The organism is Janthinobacterium sp. LS2A (genome assembly GCF_036543145.1).
In the GTDB taxonomy this organism is placed as follows: domain Bacteria; phylum Pseudomonadota; class Gammaproteobacteria; order Burkholderiales; family Burkholderiaceae_D; genus Janthinobacterium; species Janthinobacterium aestuarii.
On the sequence record NZ_JAZHPB010000001.1, the window covers coordinates 1 to 18,357 of the forward strand.

General features: G+C 64.1%; 14 protein-coding genes. 7 read left to right on the plus strand and 7 right to left on the minus strand.

Going from position 1 to position 18,357, the window contains the following annotated elements; genetic code table 11:
* The first annotated feature begins 122 nt into the window (after positions 1-122).
* The gene (locus tag V3C40_RS00005) at positions 123-752 is read left to right on the plus strand and encodes a LysE family translocator (protein ID WP_034754929.1); all 630 of its coding nucleotides are present in this window, start codon (positions 123-125) and stop codon (positions 750-752) included.
* Here V3C40_RS00005 and V3C40_RS00010 read toward each other — a convergent pair.
* Together V3C40_RS00010 and V3C40_RS00015 are read right to left on the minus strand one after the other, a co-directional pair.
* Entirely contained in the window at positions 715-1,443 is a 729-nt protein-coding gene (locus tag V3C40_RS00010) for a YceI family protein (protein ID WP_331776094.1), read from the minus strand. The genes V3C40_RS00005 and V3C40_RS00010 overlap by 38 nt on opposite strands.
* A 546-nt stretch (positions 1,444-1,989) precedes the next feature.
* Positions 1,990-4,683: a M1 family metallopeptidase gene (locus tag V3C40_RS00015; protein WP_331776095.1), complete on the minus strand. Its 2,694-nt coding sequence runs from the start codon at positions 4,681-4,683 to the stop codon at positions 1,990-1,992.
* Between the two features lie 252 nt (positions 4,684-4,935).
* On the opposite strand from V3C40_RS00015, the gene V3C40_RS00020 reads away from it, so the two are divergent.
* Positions 4,936-5,559: a glutathione S-transferase family protein gene (locus V3C40_RS00020; protein ID WP_331776096.1), complete on the plus strand. Its 624-nt coding sequence runs from the start codon at positions 4,936-4,938 to the stop codon at positions 5,557-5,559.
* A gap of 150 nt (positions 5,560-5,709) precedes the next feature.
* On the opposite strand, the gene V3C40_RS00025 is transcribed toward V3C40_RS00020, so the two are convergent.
* The 4 genes from V3C40_RS00025 to V3C40_RS00040 form a co-directional block, all read right to left on the minus strand.
* On the minus strand, positions 5,710-7,821 hold the full coding sequence (locus V3C40_RS00025) for a prolyl oligopeptidase family serine peptidase (protein WP_331776097.1): 2,112 nt from the start codon (positions 7,819-7,821) through the stop codon (positions 5,710-5,712).
* Positions 7,822-7,999: 178 nt separating this feature from the next.
* Positions 8,000-8,659 carry a hypothetical protein gene (locus V3C40_RS00030; RefSeq protein WP_331776098.1) on the minus strand — a complete coding sequence of 220 codons (660 nt, stop codon included), beginning with the start codon at positions 8,657-8,659 and terminating at the stop codon, positions 8,000-8,002.
* Complete coding sequence (locus V3C40_RS00035; RefSeq protein WP_331776099.1) at positions 8,652-9,287, minus strand: DUF4304 domain-containing protein; 636 nt, start codon at positions 9,285-9,287, stop codon at positions 8,652-8,654. The genes V3C40_RS00030 and V3C40_RS00035 overlap by 8 nt, the downstream gene beginning before the upstream one ends.
* 125 nt (positions 9,288-9,412) lie before the next feature.
* Positions 9,413-9,808: a RidA family protein gene (locus V3C40_RS00040; RefSeq protein ID WP_331776837.1), complete on the minus strand. Its 396-nt coding sequence runs from the start codon at positions 9,806-9,808 to the stop codon at positions 9,413-9,415.
* A 128-nt stretch (positions 9,809-9,936) separates the two neighbouring features.
* On the opposite strand from V3C40_RS00040, the gene V3C40_RS00045 reads away from it, so the two are divergent.
* Positions 9,937-10,869 carry a LysR family transcriptional regulator gene (locus tag V3C40_RS00045; protein ID WP_331776100.1) on the plus strand — a complete coding sequence of 311 codons (933 nt, stop codon included), beginning with the start codon at positions 9,937-9,939 and terminating at the stop codon, positions 10,867-10,869.
* Here the strand turns inward: V3C40_RS00045 and V3C40_RS00050 are convergent.
* Positions 10,853-12,475 (minus strand): CehA/McbA family metallohydrolase, encoded by a 1,623-nt coding sequence (locus V3C40_RS00050; RefSeq protein ID WP_331776101.1) that lies wholly within the window; start codon positions 12,473-12,475, stop codon positions 10,853-10,855. The two genes, V3C40_RS00045 and V3C40_RS00050, sit on opposite strands and share 17 nt — an antisense overlap.
* A 404-nt stretch (positions 12,476-12,879) precedes the next feature.
* Between V3C40_RS00050 and V3C40_RS00055 the strand changes: the two genes are divergently transcribed.
* From V3C40_RS00055 to V3C40_RS00070, 4 genes are read left to right on the plus strand one after another with little or no spacing between them, the layout of a single operon-like run.
* The gene (locus V3C40_RS00055; protein WP_034754948.1) at positions 12,880-14,175 is read left to right on the plus strand and encodes an MFS transporter; all 1,296 of its coding nucleotides are present in this window, start codon (positions 12,880-12,882) and stop codon (positions 14,173-14,175) included.
* 10 nt (positions 14,176-14,185) lie between these two features.
* Positions 14,186-16,738 carry a nitrite reductase large subunit NirB gene (nirB, locus tag V3C40_RS00060; protein WP_331776102.1) on the plus strand — a complete coding sequence of 851 codons (2,553 nt, stop codon included), beginning with the start codon at positions 14,186-14,188 and terminating at the stop codon, positions 16,736-16,738.
* A 12-nt stretch (positions 16,739-16,750) separates the two neighbouring features.
* Positions 16,751-17,104, plus strand: coding sequence for a nitrite reductase small subunit NirD (gene nirD / locus V3C40_RS00065; protein WP_034754999.1), 354 nt, complete (start codon positions 16,751-16,753; stop codon positions 17,102-17,104).
* A complete protein-coding gene (locus tag V3C40_RS00070; protein ID WP_331776103.1) occupies positions 17,101-18,339 on the plus strand; it encodes an NAD(P)/FAD-dependent oxidoreductase in 1,239 nt (412 codons plus the stop codon). The genes nirD and V3C40_RS00070 overlap by 4 nt, the downstream gene beginning before the upstream one ends.
* Positions 18,340-18,357: the final 18 nt, after the last annotated feature.

Sequence of the window (18,357 nt, forward strand, 5' to 3'; positions counted from 1 at the left end):
GGCAACGCCGTTTGCATTGGAGTGCCCATTTTAATCGACTCTCGGTGACACACGGGCAATTTCATGTCCTGTCCGCCTGACGCCAGCTCCGGTATCATGGCGCCTTTGCCCGCGAGATATTCATGCTCAGTCCCGACCAGTTCCTGGCCTTCCTGGCCGCCGCCGTGTTGATCACCGCCAGCCCCGGTCCCGACAACCTGATGGTGCTGGGCGTGGGCATGTCGCGCGGACGCCGCCAGGGCATGGCGTTCGGCCTCGGTTGCGCCCTTGGCTGCCTCACGCACACGGTGCTGGCGACCATCGGCGTGTCGGCCCTGCTGGCCGCCTCGCCCACGGCATTTACGGCGCTCAAAGTGGCCGGCGGGCTATATCTCGTGTGGCTGGGCATCGGCGCCTTGCGCAGCCGTGGCGGCGCCAGAGTCGATGGCGCGGCGGCCTTGCCCGACGAATCCTTGCTGCGCCTGTTCGGCAAGGGACTGTTTGCCAACAGTATCAATCCGAAAGTCGTGCTGTTTTTCCTGTCGTTCCTGCCGCAGTTCATCGTCGCTGGCCAAGGCAATGCCAGCTGGCAGACGGCGCAGCTGGGCCTGGTCTTCACGGCGCAGGCGTGCGTGCTGTTCGGCCTGCTCGGCTATTTTTCCGGCGCCGTCGGCCTGTGGCTGAACCGCCGCCCGCGCGCCGGCCTGTGGCTGGACCGGGTGGCCGGCACCATCTTCATCGGCCTGGGCTTGCGATTGATCCTGGCACGCTGAGTTCTTGCCGGGCGGTAATGCGGAACGCCAGTTCCATCTGATCCTGCACGGCCATGGCGCCGCCCAGGACGGCGAACGGCACGATGCCGAAGTCGCTCTGTTTCAGCAGCAGGCTGCCGCTGGCCTGCAGGCGGCGTCCATCGGCCGCTTGCTCGACCCGCACCGGCAGCTGCACCGTGCGCGTCACGCCATGCAGCGTGATGTCGGCATCAAACACCTGCTTGTTGCCCGTGCGGCGCGCGGCGATGCTGACCCACGGATAGCGTTCCGCCTCGAGCACGCGCACCAGCATATTGTGGCGCGTGCCGGCGATGGCGTCGGCCGACGGCGTCGTCGTCAAACCGGCCGCCTGGCGCAGGCTTTCTTCATCCACGCTCATCTCGTCAAGCCGGAAGCGGAATTGCGCGCGCCCCAGCGCGGGCGCAACGACGCCCTGCAGGCTGCGGCTGGCCACCACGTGGTCATGCCCGAGCCGCGCCAGCGCACCGCCGCGCCGCACGGTGATGGTCAGCAGGGATTCGTCGGGCGCGATGTGCAGCAGCTGCACGCCCTGCCGCTGCCACGCGGGCGCGGGCATCGCGGCAGGGGTAGCCGGCGCGGAAGCCGGGGCAGGCGCGGGCGGCAGGGGTGTGCAGGACGCCAGCAAGGCGCAGGCAAGCAGGAAAACGGTGCGAAGATTCTGGCTGGGCATGGGGCAGATGGAATAGATGGAACAAGGGCGATGGGCGATGGGGGAATAGTACGCGATCCGCGCGGAGGTGCGCGTGCAATGTTAGAGCTAGGTCATATGGCGGTCATATGACGCTGTTATGATGCTTTTGTTGGCACACAGCATGCGATGCGCAGATCACTACGCTCCGGGAGCGATAGGATGCAGGCATGACTCAACAGCTTAGCCGGTGAGCTCAACCATCGGCACCAGACATGTAAAATTTGTTTTATGGCAATGATTGCAGGGCGGGGCAGGGGAAATACGGGAAACGGGCGGGGATTTAATGAAGTCCTAAGCCTGTCTCAACGAAGGGCTGGCATAGTGGATACATGGCGCACGGAAACCCCGAGCGCAAGGTTGCCGGACACCTCAATGACCGGCACGATTTCCACTTTTTCATGTGTTTTCCCGTTTTATCCCTGCGCTCTGAAACAGCGTTTCAACCGGCTACCGCACTTTGCGAAGCCGGTTTTTTTTGCCTGCGTTTTCATCAGTTCCCGGCACCAGGGTCGGGATGCCAATTACTTAGCCCGCCTGTTTCGCCAGCCACGCATCGACTGCCGGCAGGCGCTCGGCGCGCACCTTGATGCGGTACTTGATACCGGCCACCGAGCTGTCGGCGTCGCCGCGCGCGCTGGCCGGCAGGTTCGCTTGCGCGTACGCTTCCAGCTTGGCGATCATGTCCGGCTGAGCCGAACCGGCGGCCAGACGCGGGAAATAGCGGCTGCGCGAGCTGGCGTCGATGCGCGCATTGACTTGCTCCAGGTGCGCCAGCGCGAAGTCGAAGGCCAGTTCCGGATGCGAGCGCGACACGCGCGAGATCATGGCAGGGCTGTTCGTCACGCCCGGTTCATCCGTCAGTGCCAGCGCCAATGCGCGCTGCGCCAGTGCGGGATCGTCGGTCGAGGCCAGCAAGTCGTACAGCTGATTCTTGACCAGCGGCGTCTTTTCCTGCCGCGCCTTGGCGTGCAGCTGCTCCCAGGTGGCGGCGTCCGCATGCTGCGCCACCACGCCCAGGATGGTACGGCGCAATGGCGCGGGCATGGCGGCGGGATCTTGTTCGTTGGCCGCGTAACGGCGGCGCGCTTCCGCGATCACGCCCGGTTCGCCCATGTCGCCGAGGATGGCGATCAGGTGTCCGCGCAAGGTCGCCACGCTCGATGCTTCACCCGCGCGCGCTTCCCAGCCCGTCTGCGCCATCATCGGCGCCAGGCGCGCCACGGCGAAGCGGCCGAAAGCCTGCTGGCGAACGGCATCACCGGCATACTGTTCGTACAGGCTGCCCAGGGAAGCGGCTACCTTGCCCAGCACCTGCGGATCGGCCGACAGCGGCGTCGCCTTCACCAGTTCCAGGAAGTCGGCCAGGTTTTGCGCACCGGCCAGGCCCAGCGACTGGCTGTCCGCCAGCAAGCCCAGCTGGTCGATCGGCGCCAGGCGCGCAAAGCTGCCCGCCAGCGCGCGCGTGTTGGCCGGCGCGTACACGGTACGGTAGTAGCCGCTCTGGCCCGCGTTCACGAGCAGGGCGCCGCAGCCGGGCACGTTCAGGGTGGCCTTGCCATCCTTGAGCACCACCTTGGCCAGCTTGCCGTTGCCGACCGTCGACGCGATCACGGGCACTTTCCACGACAGCGGTCTCTTATTCGGCTGGTCCTTGGAAAATTCCGTCTGCGTCAAGCGCACGCGCGTATTGCCGTTTTTGCATAAGGTCTCGCCCACCGTGATCATTGGCACGCCCGGCTGCAGGGTGAAATCATGGGCGATGGCGCTGACAGGCTTGCCCGCGGCCGCATCGACTTCGCGCCACAGGTCGTCGGATACGGTATTGCCATACGCATGCTTGCGCATGTAGTTGCGCACGGCCGTGCGCCACGTATCGGCGCCCACATACGCTTCGAGCATGCGGATCACGGCTTCGCCTTTTTGATAGGTGATGCCGTCGAACGCCTGGCTGGCCTGCTCCACGGTGGCGATGCGCTGCACCACGGGGTGCGTGGTGCGCAGCGCATCCTGGCTCATGGCCGACTCGCGCCCGCCGACGCTGGACAGGGCCGTGTTCCATTCAGGGTGCAAACGCTCCGTGGTGCGGCCTTCCATCCACGAGGCGAAACCTTCGTTGAGCCACAGGTCGTCCCACCAGCGCATGGTGACGAGGTCGCCGAACCACTGGTGCGCCATTTCATGCGACAGGGTGGTGTAGATGTTTTCCTTGTCGGCCTGGGTCGAGATGGCCGGGTCGAGCAGCAGGCCATACTCAAAAGTGAACACGGCGCCCCAGTTTTCCATGGCGCCGAAGAACTGGCTGCGGCCCGGCGCGGCGATGTTGTCGAGCTTGGGCAGCGGGTAGCGCACGCCGAAATAATCGTTGTATTCGCGCAGCAGGGCGGCCGACTCGTCGAGCGCGAAGCGGCTTTGCGCCAGCGCGCCCTTCTTCGTGATGACGCCTATTTCCGTGCCGTCGCTCATGGCCGTGGCCCGCTCGAAGTCGCCCAGGCCGAAGAACAGCAGGTAGGTCGACATGCGCGGTGTGGTAGCGAAGCGCACGTGCTTGGTGCCATTGCCCAGGTCCTCGCTGCTGGCGACCGGCATGTTACCGACGGCCATCTGGCTGCTCGGGACGATCACGTCCAGCGCGAAGGTGGCCTTGTAGTCCGGTTCATCCCATGACGGCAGCATGCTGCGCGCGTCGGAATTTTCGAACTGCGTGTACAGCGCGCGCTGGCGGCCCTGCGGCGTGTCGTAGTCGAGCGAGAACAGGCCCGTGGCCTGCGTGCCGATCTTGCCGCTGTAGTCGATGCGCAACAGGTACTCGCCCTTGGCCAGCGGCTGGGCGAAATGCACGGTGGCCGTCTGCTTGTCCGCATCGAAATCGATCTTGCGCGTCACCTGCTTGCCGCCGCCCGCGCCTTCGATGGCGGCAGCGGCAAACTCCAGGTTCAAGGCGTTGAAGGTGATGCTGGCGGTCGGCGCGTCGACGGCGACCTTGATGGCGGCTGCGCCCTTGAAGGTGGAGGCGGCGGCGTCCGGCGTGATCGACAGCGCATAGTGCAAAGGCGTGACGCCGCGCGGCAACTGCGTGGTGGTCGTAGCGGCGTGGCTGGCCGAGGCGTATCTGCTGGCGGGTGCGGCGTGGCCCGCATGGGCGGCGGTGATGGAAGCCAGTGCCAGGACGGCGGCGGCCAGTTGGCTGCGGCGGAAGCGCGGAGTCGGTGTGCGATGCATGGTATGCCCTAGTTTCATGGATAAAACGCCCGCCAGCCGGATGGGCTGCGGGCGTTGATGACGTGTGGGGGACATCGCTGGAACTGGCGGCCAGCGTTCCCGTACAGCAATCTAAGGCGAAACGGGGGCAAAGTCAACGCGCCAGGGGCGCCGCACCATGGCAGTGCGCTGGTATGATGGGTGCCTGACTGTACTGCCGCAGACCTGTCCCGCAGCCGCGCCCGCCAACATAACAAGACGAGACCCAAGCATATGAAACTGATTATCAGCCCCCGCACGCCCAATCCGCGCCGCGTCACCATGTTCATCGCCGAGAAGGGCATCACCGGCATCGAGGAAGTGGCGCTCGACCTGATGGCGGGCCATCACCGCGACCCTGCCTTCCTGGCGAAAAACCCGCTGGGCCGCGTGCCCGTGCTGGAACTGGACGACGGGCGCGTGCTGACCGAGACCCGCGCCATCTGCACTTACCTGGAGGGCTTGCAGCCGCAGCCGAACCTGATGGGAGAAGGTTTCGAGGAGCGCGCGTTCATTGAAATGGCAGACCGCCGCGTGGAACTGCATTTGTTCAGCGCAGCCGCCAACTGGGTGCGCCACGGCCATCCGGCCCTGGTGGCGCTGGAAAACCCGCAGTTTCCCGATTTCGCCACGGCGCAGGCGGGCAAGCTGCGCGAGACGGCGCAATGGCTGGACCAGGTGCTGGCTCACCAGCCGTACATCGCCGGCAACCGGTTTACGATTGCAGACATCACGGCTTTCTGTGCGCTGGAATTCGTGCGTGGCCTGATGAAGTACCGGCCCGGCGCGGAAGGCTTGGCCAACCTGCAGGCCTACCGCGACCGCATCGCGGAACGCCCCAGCGCGCAGGCGAAGTAAGGATATTTTGCTACCGGCCCACGTCAACAATGTTTGTCGGGTTACGCCCGCTGGGCTAACCCGACCTACGGCCTTGGGGACCGACATGCCGCGTAGGTCGGATTAGCGGGGCCGCCGAGGCGCGTGAGCGCGTAATCCGACACCACCACATTACTTCAGCTGCTCCCACAGGAAGGTGTAGGTCAACGCCCACATCAGCGCCTGCTGGTCGTTGTTGGCGGCGCCCGCATGGCCGCCCTCCGTGTTTTCCCAGTACAGCACGTCGTGGCCTTGCTCTTCCATCTTCGCCACCATCTTGCGCGCATGGCCAGGGTGGACCCGGTCGTCGCGCGTCGAGGTGGTAAACAGCACGCGCGGATATTTCTTGTCCTTGAAGACGTTCTGGTACGGCGAATACTTGCTGATGTAAGCCCATTGTTCCGGCACATCCGGGTCGCCGTACTCTCCCATCCACGAGGCGCCCGCCAGCATCTTGTTATAGCGGCGCATGTCGAGCAGCGGCACCTGGCTGACGACGGCGTTGAACAAATCGGGACGCTGCACCAGTACGGCGCCCGTCAGCAGGCCGCCATTGCTGCCGCCCATGATGCCCAGGTGGCGCGGGCTGGTGACCTTGCGCTTGATCAGGTCTTGCGCCACCGAGATGAAGTCGTCATACGCGCGCTGGCGGTTTTCCTTCAGCGCCGCCTGGTGCCAGCGGGGACCGAACTCGCCGCCGCCGCGGATGTTCGCCAGCACATACACGCCACCCTTTTCCAGCCACGCCACGCCGGTGGTGCCGCTGTAGCTCGGTTTGAGCGACACTTCAAAGCCGCCGTAGCCATACAGCACGGTGGGGTTGCTGCCGTCGAATTTCGTCTTCTTGCCCATGATGGCGAAATACGGCACCTTGGTGCCATCCTTCGACGTCGATTCGAACTGCTCCACCTTGTATGGCGTGGCGTCGTAGTAGGCGGGTAGCGACTTGATTTTCGTGCGCTTGTCGCTTTGCGCCGTGGCCAGGTAAAGGGTGGTCGGGTTGAGGAAGTCGGTCATCGTCAGGAAGTACTGGTCCGAGTCGACGGAGTCGAGCGCGCTGACGGCCAGGGTGCCCAGCTTCGGCGCATCGACGGCGCGGCGCTGCCACTTGCCGTTCACATGACGCAGTTCCGTCAGGCGGTTCTTGACCTTGTCCAGGGTGGTGACGAGGATGGCGGACTTGGTCGCCGTCACATTGTCCAGCGACGACGTGGCCGTGGGCGCATACAGCACTTCCAGCTCCTGCTTGCCCTGCATGAAGGCCTTGAAGTCGGTGGCCAGCAAGGAGCCTTGCAGGTAGGTCTTGCCGTTGACTTTCCAGTCCGAGCGCAAGGTGATGACCAGCTGGTCGCGCACGGTGAAGGCCGTAGCGTCGTCCGGCTTCGGCACTTTCTTCAACTCGGCGCCGTCGCGCAGGAACATCTCGCCGCTGTAGAAATCGATTTGCCGCTCGATAAATTGATGTTCGTGGCCTGGCGTGAAATCCTTGTAGGCGCTGGCGCTCAGGTCGTCGGGCTTGGCTTCATACAGCGTTTTCGCCTGCGCCAGCGGCGTGCCGCGCTGCCACTGCTTGATGATGCGCGGGTAGCCCGAGCTGGTCATCGAACCGGGGCCGAAATCGGTGGACACGAACAGGGTATCCTGGTCGATCCAGCTGGTGCTGCCCTTCGCTTCGGGCAAGGTGAAGCCGCCCTCGACGAAGGCGCGCTTGGCCACGTCGTATTCGCGCACCACCTTGGCGTCGCCGCCGCCGCGCGACAGGGAAATGAGGCAGCGTTCGCCTTTCGGATACAGGCAAGAGGCGCCGCCCCAGACCCAGTTTTCACTCTCGCCGGCGGCCAGCTGGTCAAGGTCGATCACGGTTTCCCAGACAGGTTCGGCCAGCTGGTATTGCGCCAGGGTCGTGCGGCGCCAGATGCCGCGCACGTGCTGGGCGTCGCGCCAGAAATTATAGTAAAACTCGCCTTCCTTGCTGACGTAGGGAATGCGTTCCTTCGAGTTGAGGATGGTTTTCAGGCGCGCCTGCAGGGCGGGGAAGCCGGGCTGGGCTTCCAATTCCCTGGTGCTGACGGCATTGTGCTGCTTGACCCAGGCCAGCGGCTTGTCGCCGAGGACTTCTTCCAGCCACAAATGGGGATCGGCCGGAGCGGTGGAGGAGGCAGGCGCGGGTGCTTGTGCATGGGCGATGCCCGCTGCGGCCAGGCCGAGCAGCATGCTGCCGGCGAAGGTGCGATATGACGACATATAGGGTTCCTGGTTGGTCCGATGGAGGCCGCGTTGCAGGCAAAACGGCGCAGCCATGGTGCCATGGATTGCTGCGAGGAACCAGTGTCTATGGACGGCTACTTAAAAAATAATTACTTTTCCAATATTGTTTGCTGGAATGGAAGCTGGCCGCAGAATCTGCGGCGTACTGCCCCCTTCAGGATACGCCAGGCCCCATCAGCGAGGTCACGGTGAGCCGCGTCTGTTCGACATCGCCGCCGTCGCAGTGATAAATCCATAAGGCATCGTTGTCGCGGCTGTCGATGAACAGGATGCGCGTGTTTTCCTCGCCGATGGCCAGGCACTCAGCCAGCTCGGCAGGACTGAACGGTGCAGCCTGCTTCGACCCCGTTCCCGCCGCTTCTGCCAGCGCCTGCGCAAAGCCAGCCAGTTGCCTGACTGCCAGATAGCTTGTTCCATCCACATTGACCTCTTTGCACAACGCGTCCAGGCTGTACAGCGTGAAGGGGGCTTCATCCCTGAAGATCGCCACGTCGGGACGTGGCTTTGCGCTGCGGAGGTGAGCGAGATAGGCCTGGGGCAGGACCACTTTTTCCCTGGCCAGCAATTTTTCCAGCTGCTTGCCGCTTTTCTTCCCTGGCCGGGCGGCCTTGGGCGCGACGGCTTCGCACGTCTGCGCTGTCCAGGCGACTGGATTGAACTGAAACATCCTTGCACATGCGGGGCAGTGCAGGAACATGAAGGTCATTCTTTTGCCGATGGCCGTTTTCAAGAACGCGCCATCCGAGGCATCCATTGCGCTGCTGTCGAAGTGGCGTCCGCAGTCGCCATCGTAGGGACACGTGATGTCAAGCATAGGCGTATTTCTCCATCCGCAAAGCGATCTCTTCTTTTTCTTCCGGAAAAGAGGCTGCGGGATTTTTCTGCCAATAGGCAATGCCTTCGTTCAAGGCCCACAAGGCTTTTTCCTGCTTGCCCGCCATCAGATAAAAATCGCAGGCCCTCGCATGCGATTCTTGCGCTTCGACGAGAGCCAGGGCCGCATTTTCCCAATTGGACAGGCGCTCAAGCCAGGGGACGGCCAACTCCAGCAGATTGTCCCGCAGGCAGGCCATGACCGTTGCCCGATGGGACGGATCGACGAGCTGGTGTTCTTTGTCCTGCTTGCCATCGAGGATAGGGAATTGCCAGTTTCTTATATTCCAGTCCGCCACGCCGCCAACGATATTGTTGACAGGTTCACGGCCGTAGCGCGCCGTGTGCCATGTTGAATAGGATCTGGACGAGACTTGATAGTGACTCCAGAATGCCACGCAGACATCTTCTTCGTTGTGACGGTTGGCCTGGAAATGGATGGCCTGGACGAATTCGTTCTGCGTGCGCTTGAAGGTCAGCTGGCTAGGCGAGAACTTGAAGCCCGCTGCGCTCAGCGGCTCCAGCAAGTACGCTTCAATATTGGCGATGATCAGCGCTTTTGGTTTCATTGCGTTTCCTGGCATGCGTCGGTTGCGCAATGTTGCCATAGATCAGTGCCAGCGCACCTTGCGGCGGGCAATCGTGCGAGGGAAAGCCTGCTGCCATTTCCCTGCACGCTGGCGGACGCCGTGTTCTAGCCCGGCAGCTTGGCCACCACCTTGATCTCGAACTGGAAACCATACAGCCACGTCACACCAACGGCCGTGACCGTCGGGTGCGGTGCCTGGCCCCAATACTCAGTCTGTACGATATCCCAGATGCGCTGGAAGTGCGATTGTGGATCGACGATAAAAATGGTCACGTCCTGCACGTCGTCGAAGGTGCAGCCGGCGGCGTGCAAGATGGCGTTCAAGTTGTCGAAGGCGCGCCGGACCTGGGCGTCGAGCCCGGGTTCGGGCGTGCCATCTTCGCGGCTGCCGACCTGTCCCGAGACAAACAGCAGGCCATTGGCGCGCACGGCAGGGGAATAGCGGTTCTGTTCATACAGGGCTTGGCGGCCCGCAGGGAATACGACGTCGCGTTTCATCAGCTTTCCTTTATTGATACAGCGAAGTTGCTGCCTGGAGAACACTTTATCTGCTGCCAACCTGCGGATAAAGCGGCCAGATCGGACTGGACTATTTGTATAATCCAAACAATCGAATGGCGGAGGCGTGGATGGACAGGTTTGATGCGATGAAGGCGTTCGTGCGGGTGGTCGAGACGGGCAGTTTTACGCGCGCAGCCGCGACCTTGTACATGAGCCGCACCACGGTGACGCAACTGGTGCAGCAGCTCGAGGCGCGCCTGCGCCTGAAATTGCTGAACCGCACCACGCGCAAGGTCAATGTGACGGCCGATGGCGCGGCCTATTACGAACGCATCGTGCAGGTGCTCGATACCCTGGAAGAAATCGAAACGAGCTTGCCGCATGCCGCCGCCTTGCCACGGGGCCAGTTGCGGGTGGACGTGCCCAGTCCGCTTGCCGCCTTGCTGCTGGTGCCGGCGCTGCCCACGTTTCATGCGCTGTATCCCGATATCGTGCTCGACATGGGCGCCAGCGACCGCATGGTCGACGTGATCGCCGACAATGTCGATTGCGTGATACGCGGCGGTGACATCACCGACCAGTCGCTGATGGCGCGCAAGCTCGCCAACTTGCCACTGGGCGTGTATGCGGCACCGGCCTACCTGCAACGGGTGGGCACGCCCTTGCATCCGCTGGACTTGCAGGACAGCGCGCACCGCATCGTGCGCTTTCGCTGGGGACGCAGCGGCAACGGCTTTCCGTATGTGATGCACCGCGAGGGCAAGAGCGTGAAGATCCATGGCCAGTATGTGTTGTCGATCGACGACGGCAACGCCTATCTGGCGGCCGGGGTGGCGGGGCTGGGCGTGCTGTGGCTGCCCGATTATATGGCGCGCCCGCACGTGGCCAGGGGCGAGCTGCTGCCGTTGTTCGAAGCATGGACGGTCGATCCCATGCCGCTCTATCTCGCCTATCCGCCGAACCGCCATGTCAGCAAAAAACTGCGCGTCTTTATCGACTGGGTGGCCGAATTGATGGCCCTGCATTCCGCCCGCCCTGTCGCCATCACGGCAGCTGATTGACCCACACGGGCGCCGACCAGACGATGTTGCCGTCATCCTGCGTCAGCCGCGCGTAATAGAAATGGGGGCCCGGCGCGGGCGTGATGGTGAGATCGGCCTGGTCCGATACTTGTGTGACCGAGCCGTTGCCGCCCGGCACGCCGTGGAAGATGGCGATGGCGGCCGCTTGGCGCCCGGCGCTGTTGCTGAAGCTGGTGGCCAGGCGCAAGGGACCGTGGTTGTCGAAGCGCTCTCCCATCAGCTTGCCATTGGCTGTGAACAGTAATTGCGCATGCTTGTCCATCGTGGCGTAGACGCGGCGCGCGCGCAGCGCGTCGAGGAAGCTGTCGCGTGAAACGGGCGTGCCGGCGGCCGGGCCGGCCACCAGGACGGCCGTGCGGTTGCCATACGACGCGCCCCAGTTGGCGCAGTGGTTGTCCTGGTTGCTGCTGAAGGCCACGTGGTAGCCGGCCGCCAGAGCCCGGTTGCAGGCGGGTTCGTAATTGCTGCGCCGGGTTTCCGTTTCCGCGTCGTTCGTGGAAAACGCGGACGTATTCATGACTTCGCACAGCACCATGGCCACGTCGCCGTCCGGCGTGTAGCCGAGCGGCTGCTCATTGACGAGAAACTGGCCCGTTTGGGCCGGATGGTTGAACTGCCCGATCCAGCCCCGTTCGCGCATCAGCGTGTACAGGCCCGCGTAATCGCCCTTCGGCGTCTCCACGTCGGCCAGCAGTTCCCCGCCGGCATTTTTTTCCCAGCCCAGCAACTGCTCGCTATTGATGATATTCAGGTGGCCACCCTTGTTGATGACGCCCCATTCCATGCCGTACAGGGCCAGGAAACCGGGATGGGCGGCAGTGTAAGCGGCCGCTTCAGCCAGCCCCGTCTGGTACAGCGCGATCGCTTCGGCAGGGGTGGCAGTGCTATTCGTGCCGTCCGAACCGTCGTACATATGGTTGTGCTCGGATGTCAGCAGGACGTCGAGCCCGTGTTCTTGCGCATATTTATAGGCATCGATGGGGCCGTAGGGCGCCGTTTGCGGGTCTTGCGCGCCATGGCAGGCGTCGAGCGCCGCGCCGCCGTCGCTGTGGCGCGTCTGGCTGTGCAGGTTGGCGTAGACGATGCGGTAGCCGGGCTGGCCTTCCAGGCCGGGCAGTTGCTGCAGGCCGGCCTGGAAGGCGCGCACCATGGGCGCCGTGCTTGCACCGCGCTGCACCTGGATGGGCCACTGCTGTTCCACCTGCGCTTCCCGCGGCGTGCCGGCATCGGCCACCGCCAGCAGGCGTAACTGATACAAGCCGTCCTGTGCCAGCACCCTCCGTTCGCGCGCATCGGCGTCGGCGCGGCCATCCCAGGGCAGGTTCACGCTCTTGCCGTTGGCCCCCACCTGTTCCGTGCCCGACCAGCGCCGCAGCACGGCGCCTTGCGGGCCGGGACCCGATAGTGTCAAGGTCCAGCGCACGGCATGGCTGCGGCCTTCGTCGGGATAGGTGAGCCGCACGACAAATGTACGCGCCTGCGTGACACGCTCACCGCGCGCGGCGTGAAAGGGCGCGACAACGGTGGCATCGAGCTCGCTGTGTTCCTTAGTCTCTTGCGCGGCGGCAGTGTTACTCCATGTCATCAGCAACAAACCCGCGCACGCACATGCCATCCATGGCGACCAAGGTGGCCTTAGGCGTCGTCGTTGCAGTGTCTTGACCATCGTGGCCTCCCGCTACTGCTTCAGATGCAGTTTAGACAAGAAATGCCGTCGCTGGTTCCCCGCATGCACCAGCAAGTGGCGTGCTTGCACCGTGATTGGCCATGATCTGGCGCAAAGCCAGTGCGAATGGTGCCGCTTGCCCGTCAGACAAGCTGGCACGGCGCTTGCTAAACAGAAGGTACGGATCAACGGCGATCCCCTGAATAAACGCACAACGGTCCAACGACGGACCACATGGACAACGGCGTCCGCCCAGGCTGATTTTTCATCGGCGGGGGCGGGCGCCGTTTTGTTTTATCAACGGGATATTTCGGGAACCTATCATGGCCAGCCAAAAAGCAACGCGCATCGCGCTCTTCTCCCTCGCCACGCCGCCCATGCGCGCATTCCACCTGACGTGGATGGCATTTTTCGTGTGTTTCTTCGCCTGGTTCGCTTGCGCTCCCCTGATGCCTGTCATCAAGGGCGAGTTCGGCCTTTCCTTGGCGCAAGTGGCCAACATCAATATCGCGGCCGTCGCTATCACCATCCTCGTGCGCCTGATCGTCGGGCCATTGTGCGACCGCTACGGCCCGCGCAAGACTTACACGGGCTTGCTGCTGCTGGGCGCCATTCCCGTGCTGGGCGTGGCCGCGTCGCAAAGCTATGAAAGCTTTCTGTTCTTCCGTCTGGGCATCGGCGCCGTCGGCGCCAGCTTTGTCATCACGCAATATCACACCTCCGTGATGTTCGCTCCGCGCGTTGTCGGTACGGCGAATGCCGCCGCCGCCGGCTGGGGCAATGCGGGCGGCGGCGCGGCGCAGGCGCTGATGCCACTGCTGCTCGGTGCCGTGGTCATGCTGGGCGTGTCCGAATCGCTGGGCTGGCGCGTGGCCCTGCTGGTGCCGGGCGTGCTGATGCTGGTGATGGCCGTTCTCTACTGGCGTTATACGCAGGATTGCCCTGAAGGCAATTACTCGGACTTGCGCGCCGCAGGCACCGCCATCGAAGGTGGCAAGAAGGGTGGCTGGGACAGCTTTAAGGCGGCCAGCACCAACTACCGCGTGTGGCTGCTGTTCGTCACCTATGGCGCCTGCTTTGGTATCGAGATTTTCATCCACAACATCGCCGCCGTGTACTACGTCGACCATTTCGGCTTGTCCTTGAAATCGGCCGGCCTGGCCGCCGGCAGCTTTGGCTTGCTGGCCCTGTTTGCCCGCGCTTTGGGCGGCTGGATGTCCGATAAACTGGCCCTGCGCGGCAACTTGAACAGCCGCGTGACCCTGCTGTTCATGCTGATGATAGGCGAAGGCGTGGGCCTGCTGTGGTTTGCCAAAGTCGACAGCGTCACCTGGGCCGTCATCGCCATGCTGGTCTTCGGCCTGTTCACCCACATGGCGTGCGGCGCCACCTACGCGCTGGTGCCTTTCATCGACAGCAAGGCGCTGGGCGGCGTGGCCGGCATCATCGGCGCGGGCGGCAACGTGGGCGCCGTGGCGGCCGGCTTCCTGATGAAGGGCACGGGCGACATCCGCCAGACATTGATCATCCTCAGCGCGCTGGTGGTGATCTCGGCCCTGTGCGCCATCGCCGTGCGTTTTACCCGTGCAGCGGCCGAACCGAACATGGCCGCGGCCTGAGGAGAGAGTAATGAACCACCCCTTGAACATCGTCGTCCTTGGCCATGGCATGGTCGGACATAAATTCCTCGAACGCCTGGCATTGGAAAACGCGCCGCACCTGTCCGTGACGGTCTTGTGCGAAGAGCCGCGCCCCGCCTACGACAGGGTGCACCTGTCCGAATTTTTCAGCGGCAAATCGGCCGACGACCTGTCGCTGGTGGCGCCCGGCTTCTTCGACAAGGGCAACGTCGTCCTGAAACTCAATGCGCGCGCCGTCTCGATCGACCGCGTGGCCAAAACCGTCACGGCCAGCACCGGTGACGTGCTGGCCTACGACAAGCTGGTGTTCGCCACCGGCTCGACGCCGTTCGTGCCGCCGCTGCCCGGCAAGGAGCGTGATGGCTGCTTCGTCTACCGCACCATTGAAGACCTGGAAGCCATGCTGGCCTGGGGCGGGAAGTCCAAAACGGGCGTGGTGATCGGCGGCGGGCTGCTGGGTCTCGAATGCGCGAAGGCCTTGCGCGATTTGAAGCTGGACACCCACGTGGTGGAATTCGCGCCGCGCCTGATGGCCGTGCAGGTGGACGAGGGCGGCGCGCGCGTCCTGCGCCGCAAGATCGAAGAGCTGGGCGTGACCGTGCACACGCAAAAAAATACCCTGGCCATCGTCGACGGCGAAGAAGCCACGCACCGCATGCAGTTCGCCGACGGCAGCCACCTGGAAGCGGACATGATCGTCTTCTCGGCCGGCATCCGCCCGCGCGACGAACTGGCGCGCGCCTGCGGCCTGGACGTGGGCCCGCGCGGCGGCATCGCCATCGATGACAGCTGCGTCACCTCCGACCCTGACATCTATGCGATCGGCGAATGCGCGCTGTGGGGCGGCCTGGTCTTCGGCCTGGTGGCGCCCGGCTACGAGATGGCCCGCATCGCGGCGCGCCACCTGTTGCAGGAAGAGGGCGAAGCATCGTTCAAGGGCGCCGACATGAGCACCAAGCTCAAACTGATGGGCGTGGACGTGGCCAGCCTGGGCGACCCGCACGGCAATGCGCCGGGCAGCCGCTCCTACCAGTTCATGGATGAGCGCAAGCAGATCTACAAGAAAATCGTCGTTTCCGATTGCGGCAAATACCTGCTTGGCGGCGTGATGGTGGGCGACGCCAGCGAATACGGCACCTTGCTGCAGATGATGCTCAACAAGATCGAGCTGCCGGAATTCCCCGAGTTCCTGATCCTGCCGCAGGCCGATGGCCAGCAAAAGGTGGGCCTGGGCGTGGACGCCTTGCCCGAGTCGGCGCAAATCTGCTCGTGCAACGACGTGTCGAAAGGCGCGCTGTGCGCGGCCGTCGCCGAGGGCGCCACCACCATCGGCGCCCTGAAAAGCTGCACCAAGGCGGGCACCGCGTGCGGCGGCTGCGTGCCGCTGGTCACGCAGATCATGAAGGCGGAAATGCAGAAGCAGGGCCTGATGGTGAACAACCACGTGTGCGAACACTTTGCGTACTCGCGCCAGGAATTGCACCACCTGGTCCGCGTGGGCAAAATCCGCAGCTTCGGCGAACTCTTGGGCGCGCATGGTCAGGGTCTCGGTTGCGACGTGTGCAAGCCCGTGGCGGCGAATATCCTCGCCTCGTGCTGGAACGATTTCGTGCTCTCTCCCGTGCACGCCAGCCTGCAGGACAGCAATGACTACTTCCTCGGTAATATCCAGAAGGATGGCACGTACTCGGTGGTGCCGCGCATGCCGGGCGGCGAAGTGACGGCCGACGGCTTGATCGCCGTGGGCATGGTGGCAAAAAAATACGGCCTTTACACCAAGATCACGGGCGGCCAGCGGGTCGACCTGTTCGGCGCGCGCGTCGACCAGTTGCCGGCCATCTGGGAAGAACTGATCGCGGCCGGCTTCGAGTCGGGCCACGCCTACGGCAAGTCGCTGCGCACGGTGAAATCGTGCGTCGGCTCCACCTGGTGCCGCTATGGGGTGGCCGACAGCGTGGGCTTTGCCATCGAGCTGGAAAACCGCTACAAGGGCTTGCGCACGCCGCACAAGATCAAGTTCGGCGTCTCCGGCTGCACGCGCGAATGCGCCGAGGCGCAGGGCAAGGACATTGGCCTGATCGCCACGGAAAAGGGCTGGAACCTTTACGTGTGCGGCAATGGCGGCATGAAGCCGCGCCACGCGGAACTGATCGCTTCCGATCTCGATGAAGCCACCTTGGTGCGCTATGTCGACCGCTTCCTGATGTTTTACGTGCGCACGGCCGACCGCCTGCAGCGCACCAGCGTGTGGCGCGACAACCTGGAAGGGGGGCTCGATTACCTCAAGCGTGTCATCATCGACGACAGCCTGGGCATCGCCCACGAGCTGGAAGCGGACATGCAGCACGTGGTCGACACCTATGCCTGCGAGTGGAAGGAAGCCGTCTCCAACCCTGCCGTGCGCCAGCGCTTCCGCCATTTCGTCAACAGCGAGAAGAACGATGAAAACGTGGTGTTCGTTGAAGAGCGGGGCCAGATCCGGCCCGCCACTGAACTGGAACGCCGCAGCACCGTGATCCCCATCCTTGCCGTGGAGGCGTGAGCCATGAATGCGATGAATGAACTTTCCGGCGCCACCGCCGACAACTGGGTAGCCATCTGTCCCTTGGCCGACATCGTGCCCGACACGGGCGTGTGCGCGTTGCTGGGTGGCCGCCACGTGGCCGTGTTCCGCGTCGGCGATGCGGCGCCGCGCGTGTACGCCATCGACAATATCGACCCGAATGCGGGCGCTTCCGTGCTGTCTCGGGGTCTCGTCGGCAGCATCGGCGAGCGCGTCGTCGTCGCCTCGCCCATCTACAAACAGCATTTCGACCTGGCCAGCGGCGAGTGCATCGAAGCGCCCGAGCATTCGGTCGCCGCCTGGCCGGCGCGCGTGTTTGCCGACATGGTGTGGGTGGCCCTGTGAATCCGCCAGTCAAGGCCACTGCGCGTCCCTCGCTCGTGGTCGTCGGCAACGGCATGGCCGGCATGCGCACGGTCGAGGAACTCTTGAAACTGGCGCCGGACCTGTACGACATCACCGTGTTCGGCGCCGAACCGCACGGCAATTACAACCGCATCCTGCTGTCGCCCGTGCTGGCCGGCGAGAAGTCGGTGGACGACATCATGCTGCACACGCGCGACTGGTATGCGCAGCATGGCATTACCCTGCACGCGGGCGACCCCGTCGTACGCATCGACCGCAAGGTGCGCACCGTGCAATCGCTGTCCGGCATCACGGTTGCCTATGACCGCCTGCTGCTGGCCACCGGTTCCACGCCGTTCATCGTGCCCGTGCCCGGGCATGATCTGCCTGGTGTGATCGGTTTTCGCGATATCAGCGACGTCGACACCATGCTGCGTGCGGCGCGCACGCACCGCCACGCGGTGGTCATCGGCGGCGGCTTGCTGGGACTGGAAGCGGCCAACGGCTTGCAGCGCCAGGGCATGGACGTCACCGTCGTGCACATGAGCGGCGCCCTGATGAACCAGCAGCTGGACGCACCCGCGTCGATGCTGTTGAAATCGGCGCTGGAAGCGCGCGGCCTGCGGTTTTTGATGCATGCGCAAACGGCGGAAATCCTCGGCACCGACCGCGTACAGGGAGTTCGCTTTGCCGATGGCACGTCGATCCCCGCCGACCTGGTGGTGATGACGGCCGGCGTGCGCCCCAACATCGCGCTGGCGCAAGCGGCCGGCCTGCACTGCGAACGGGCCATCGTCGTCGACGATTGCCTGCAAAGCTACGACCCGCGCGTGTACGCCGTGGGCGAATGCGTGCAGCACCGGCGCGCCACGTTTGGCCTCGTCGCGCCCATCTGGGAGCAGGCGCGCGTGTGCGGCGCCCACCTGGCCGGCGCAGGGCATCGCCGCTACGTGCAGCAGGCCAGCGCCACCAAATTGAAAGTGACGGGCATCGATCTGTATTCGGCCGGCGACATCATCGGCGGCGAGGGCAGTGAAGACCTGGTGCTGCGCGATCCGCGCCGCGGCGTCTACAAGCGCCTGGTGGTGCAGGGCAGCCGCCTGGCCGGCGCCGTGCTGTATGGCGACGTGCAGGACGGCCCCTGGTATTTCGACCTGATCCAGCAGCGCCGCGACATCAGCAAGCTGCGCGCCCATTTATTGTTTGGCCAGGCGCTGTGCGCCCAGGCCGCCTGACAGCGACCAACAGGATAC

Coding starts and splice junctions, on each gene's coding strand:
- V3C40_RS00005 (WP_034754929.1), top strand. CDS start 123: ATGCTCAGTCCCGACCAGTTCCTGGCCTTCCTGGCCGCCGCCGTGTTG.
- V3C40_RS00010 (WP_331776094.1), bottom strand. CDS start 1,443: ATGCCCAGCCAGAATCTTCGCACCGTTTTCCTGCTTGCCTGCGCCTTG.
- V3C40_RS00015 (WP_331776095.1), bottom strand. CDS start 4,683: ATGCATCGCACACCGACTCCGCGCTTCCGCCGCAGCCAACTGGCCGCC.
- V3C40_RS00020 (WP_331776096.1), top strand. CDS start 4,936: ATGAAACTGATTATCAGCCCCCGCACGCCCAATCCGCGCCGCGTCACC.
- V3C40_RS00025 (WP_331776097.1), bottom strand. CDS start 7,821: ATGTCGTCATATCGCACCTTCGCCGGCAGCATGCTGCTCGGCCTGGCC.
- V3C40_RS00030 (WP_331776098.1), bottom strand. CDS start 8,659: ATGCTTGACATCACGTGTCCCTACGATGGCGACTGCGGACGCCACTTC.
- V3C40_RS00035 (WP_331776099.1), bottom strand. CDS start 9,287: ATGAAACCAAAAGCGCTGATCATCGCCAATATTGAAGCGTACTTGCTG.
- V3C40_RS00045 (WP_331776100.1), top strand. CDS start 9,937: ATGGACAGGTTTGATGCGATGAAGGCGTTCGTGCGGGTGGTCGAGACG.
- V3C40_RS00050 (WP_331776101.1), bottom strand. CDS start 12,475: ATGACATGGAGTAACACTGCCGCCGCGCAAGAGACTAAGGAACACAGC.
- V3C40_RS00055 (WP_034754948.1), top strand. CDS start 12,880: ATGGCCAGCCAAAAAGCAACGCGCATCGCGCTCTTCTCCCTCGCCACG.
- nirB (WP_331776102.1), top strand. CDS start 14,186: ATGAACCACCCCTTGAACATCGTCGTCCTTGGCCATGGCATGGTCGGA.
- nirD (WP_034754999.1), top strand. CDS start 16,751: ATGAATGAACTTTCCGGCGCCACCGCCGACAACTGGGTAGCCATCTGT.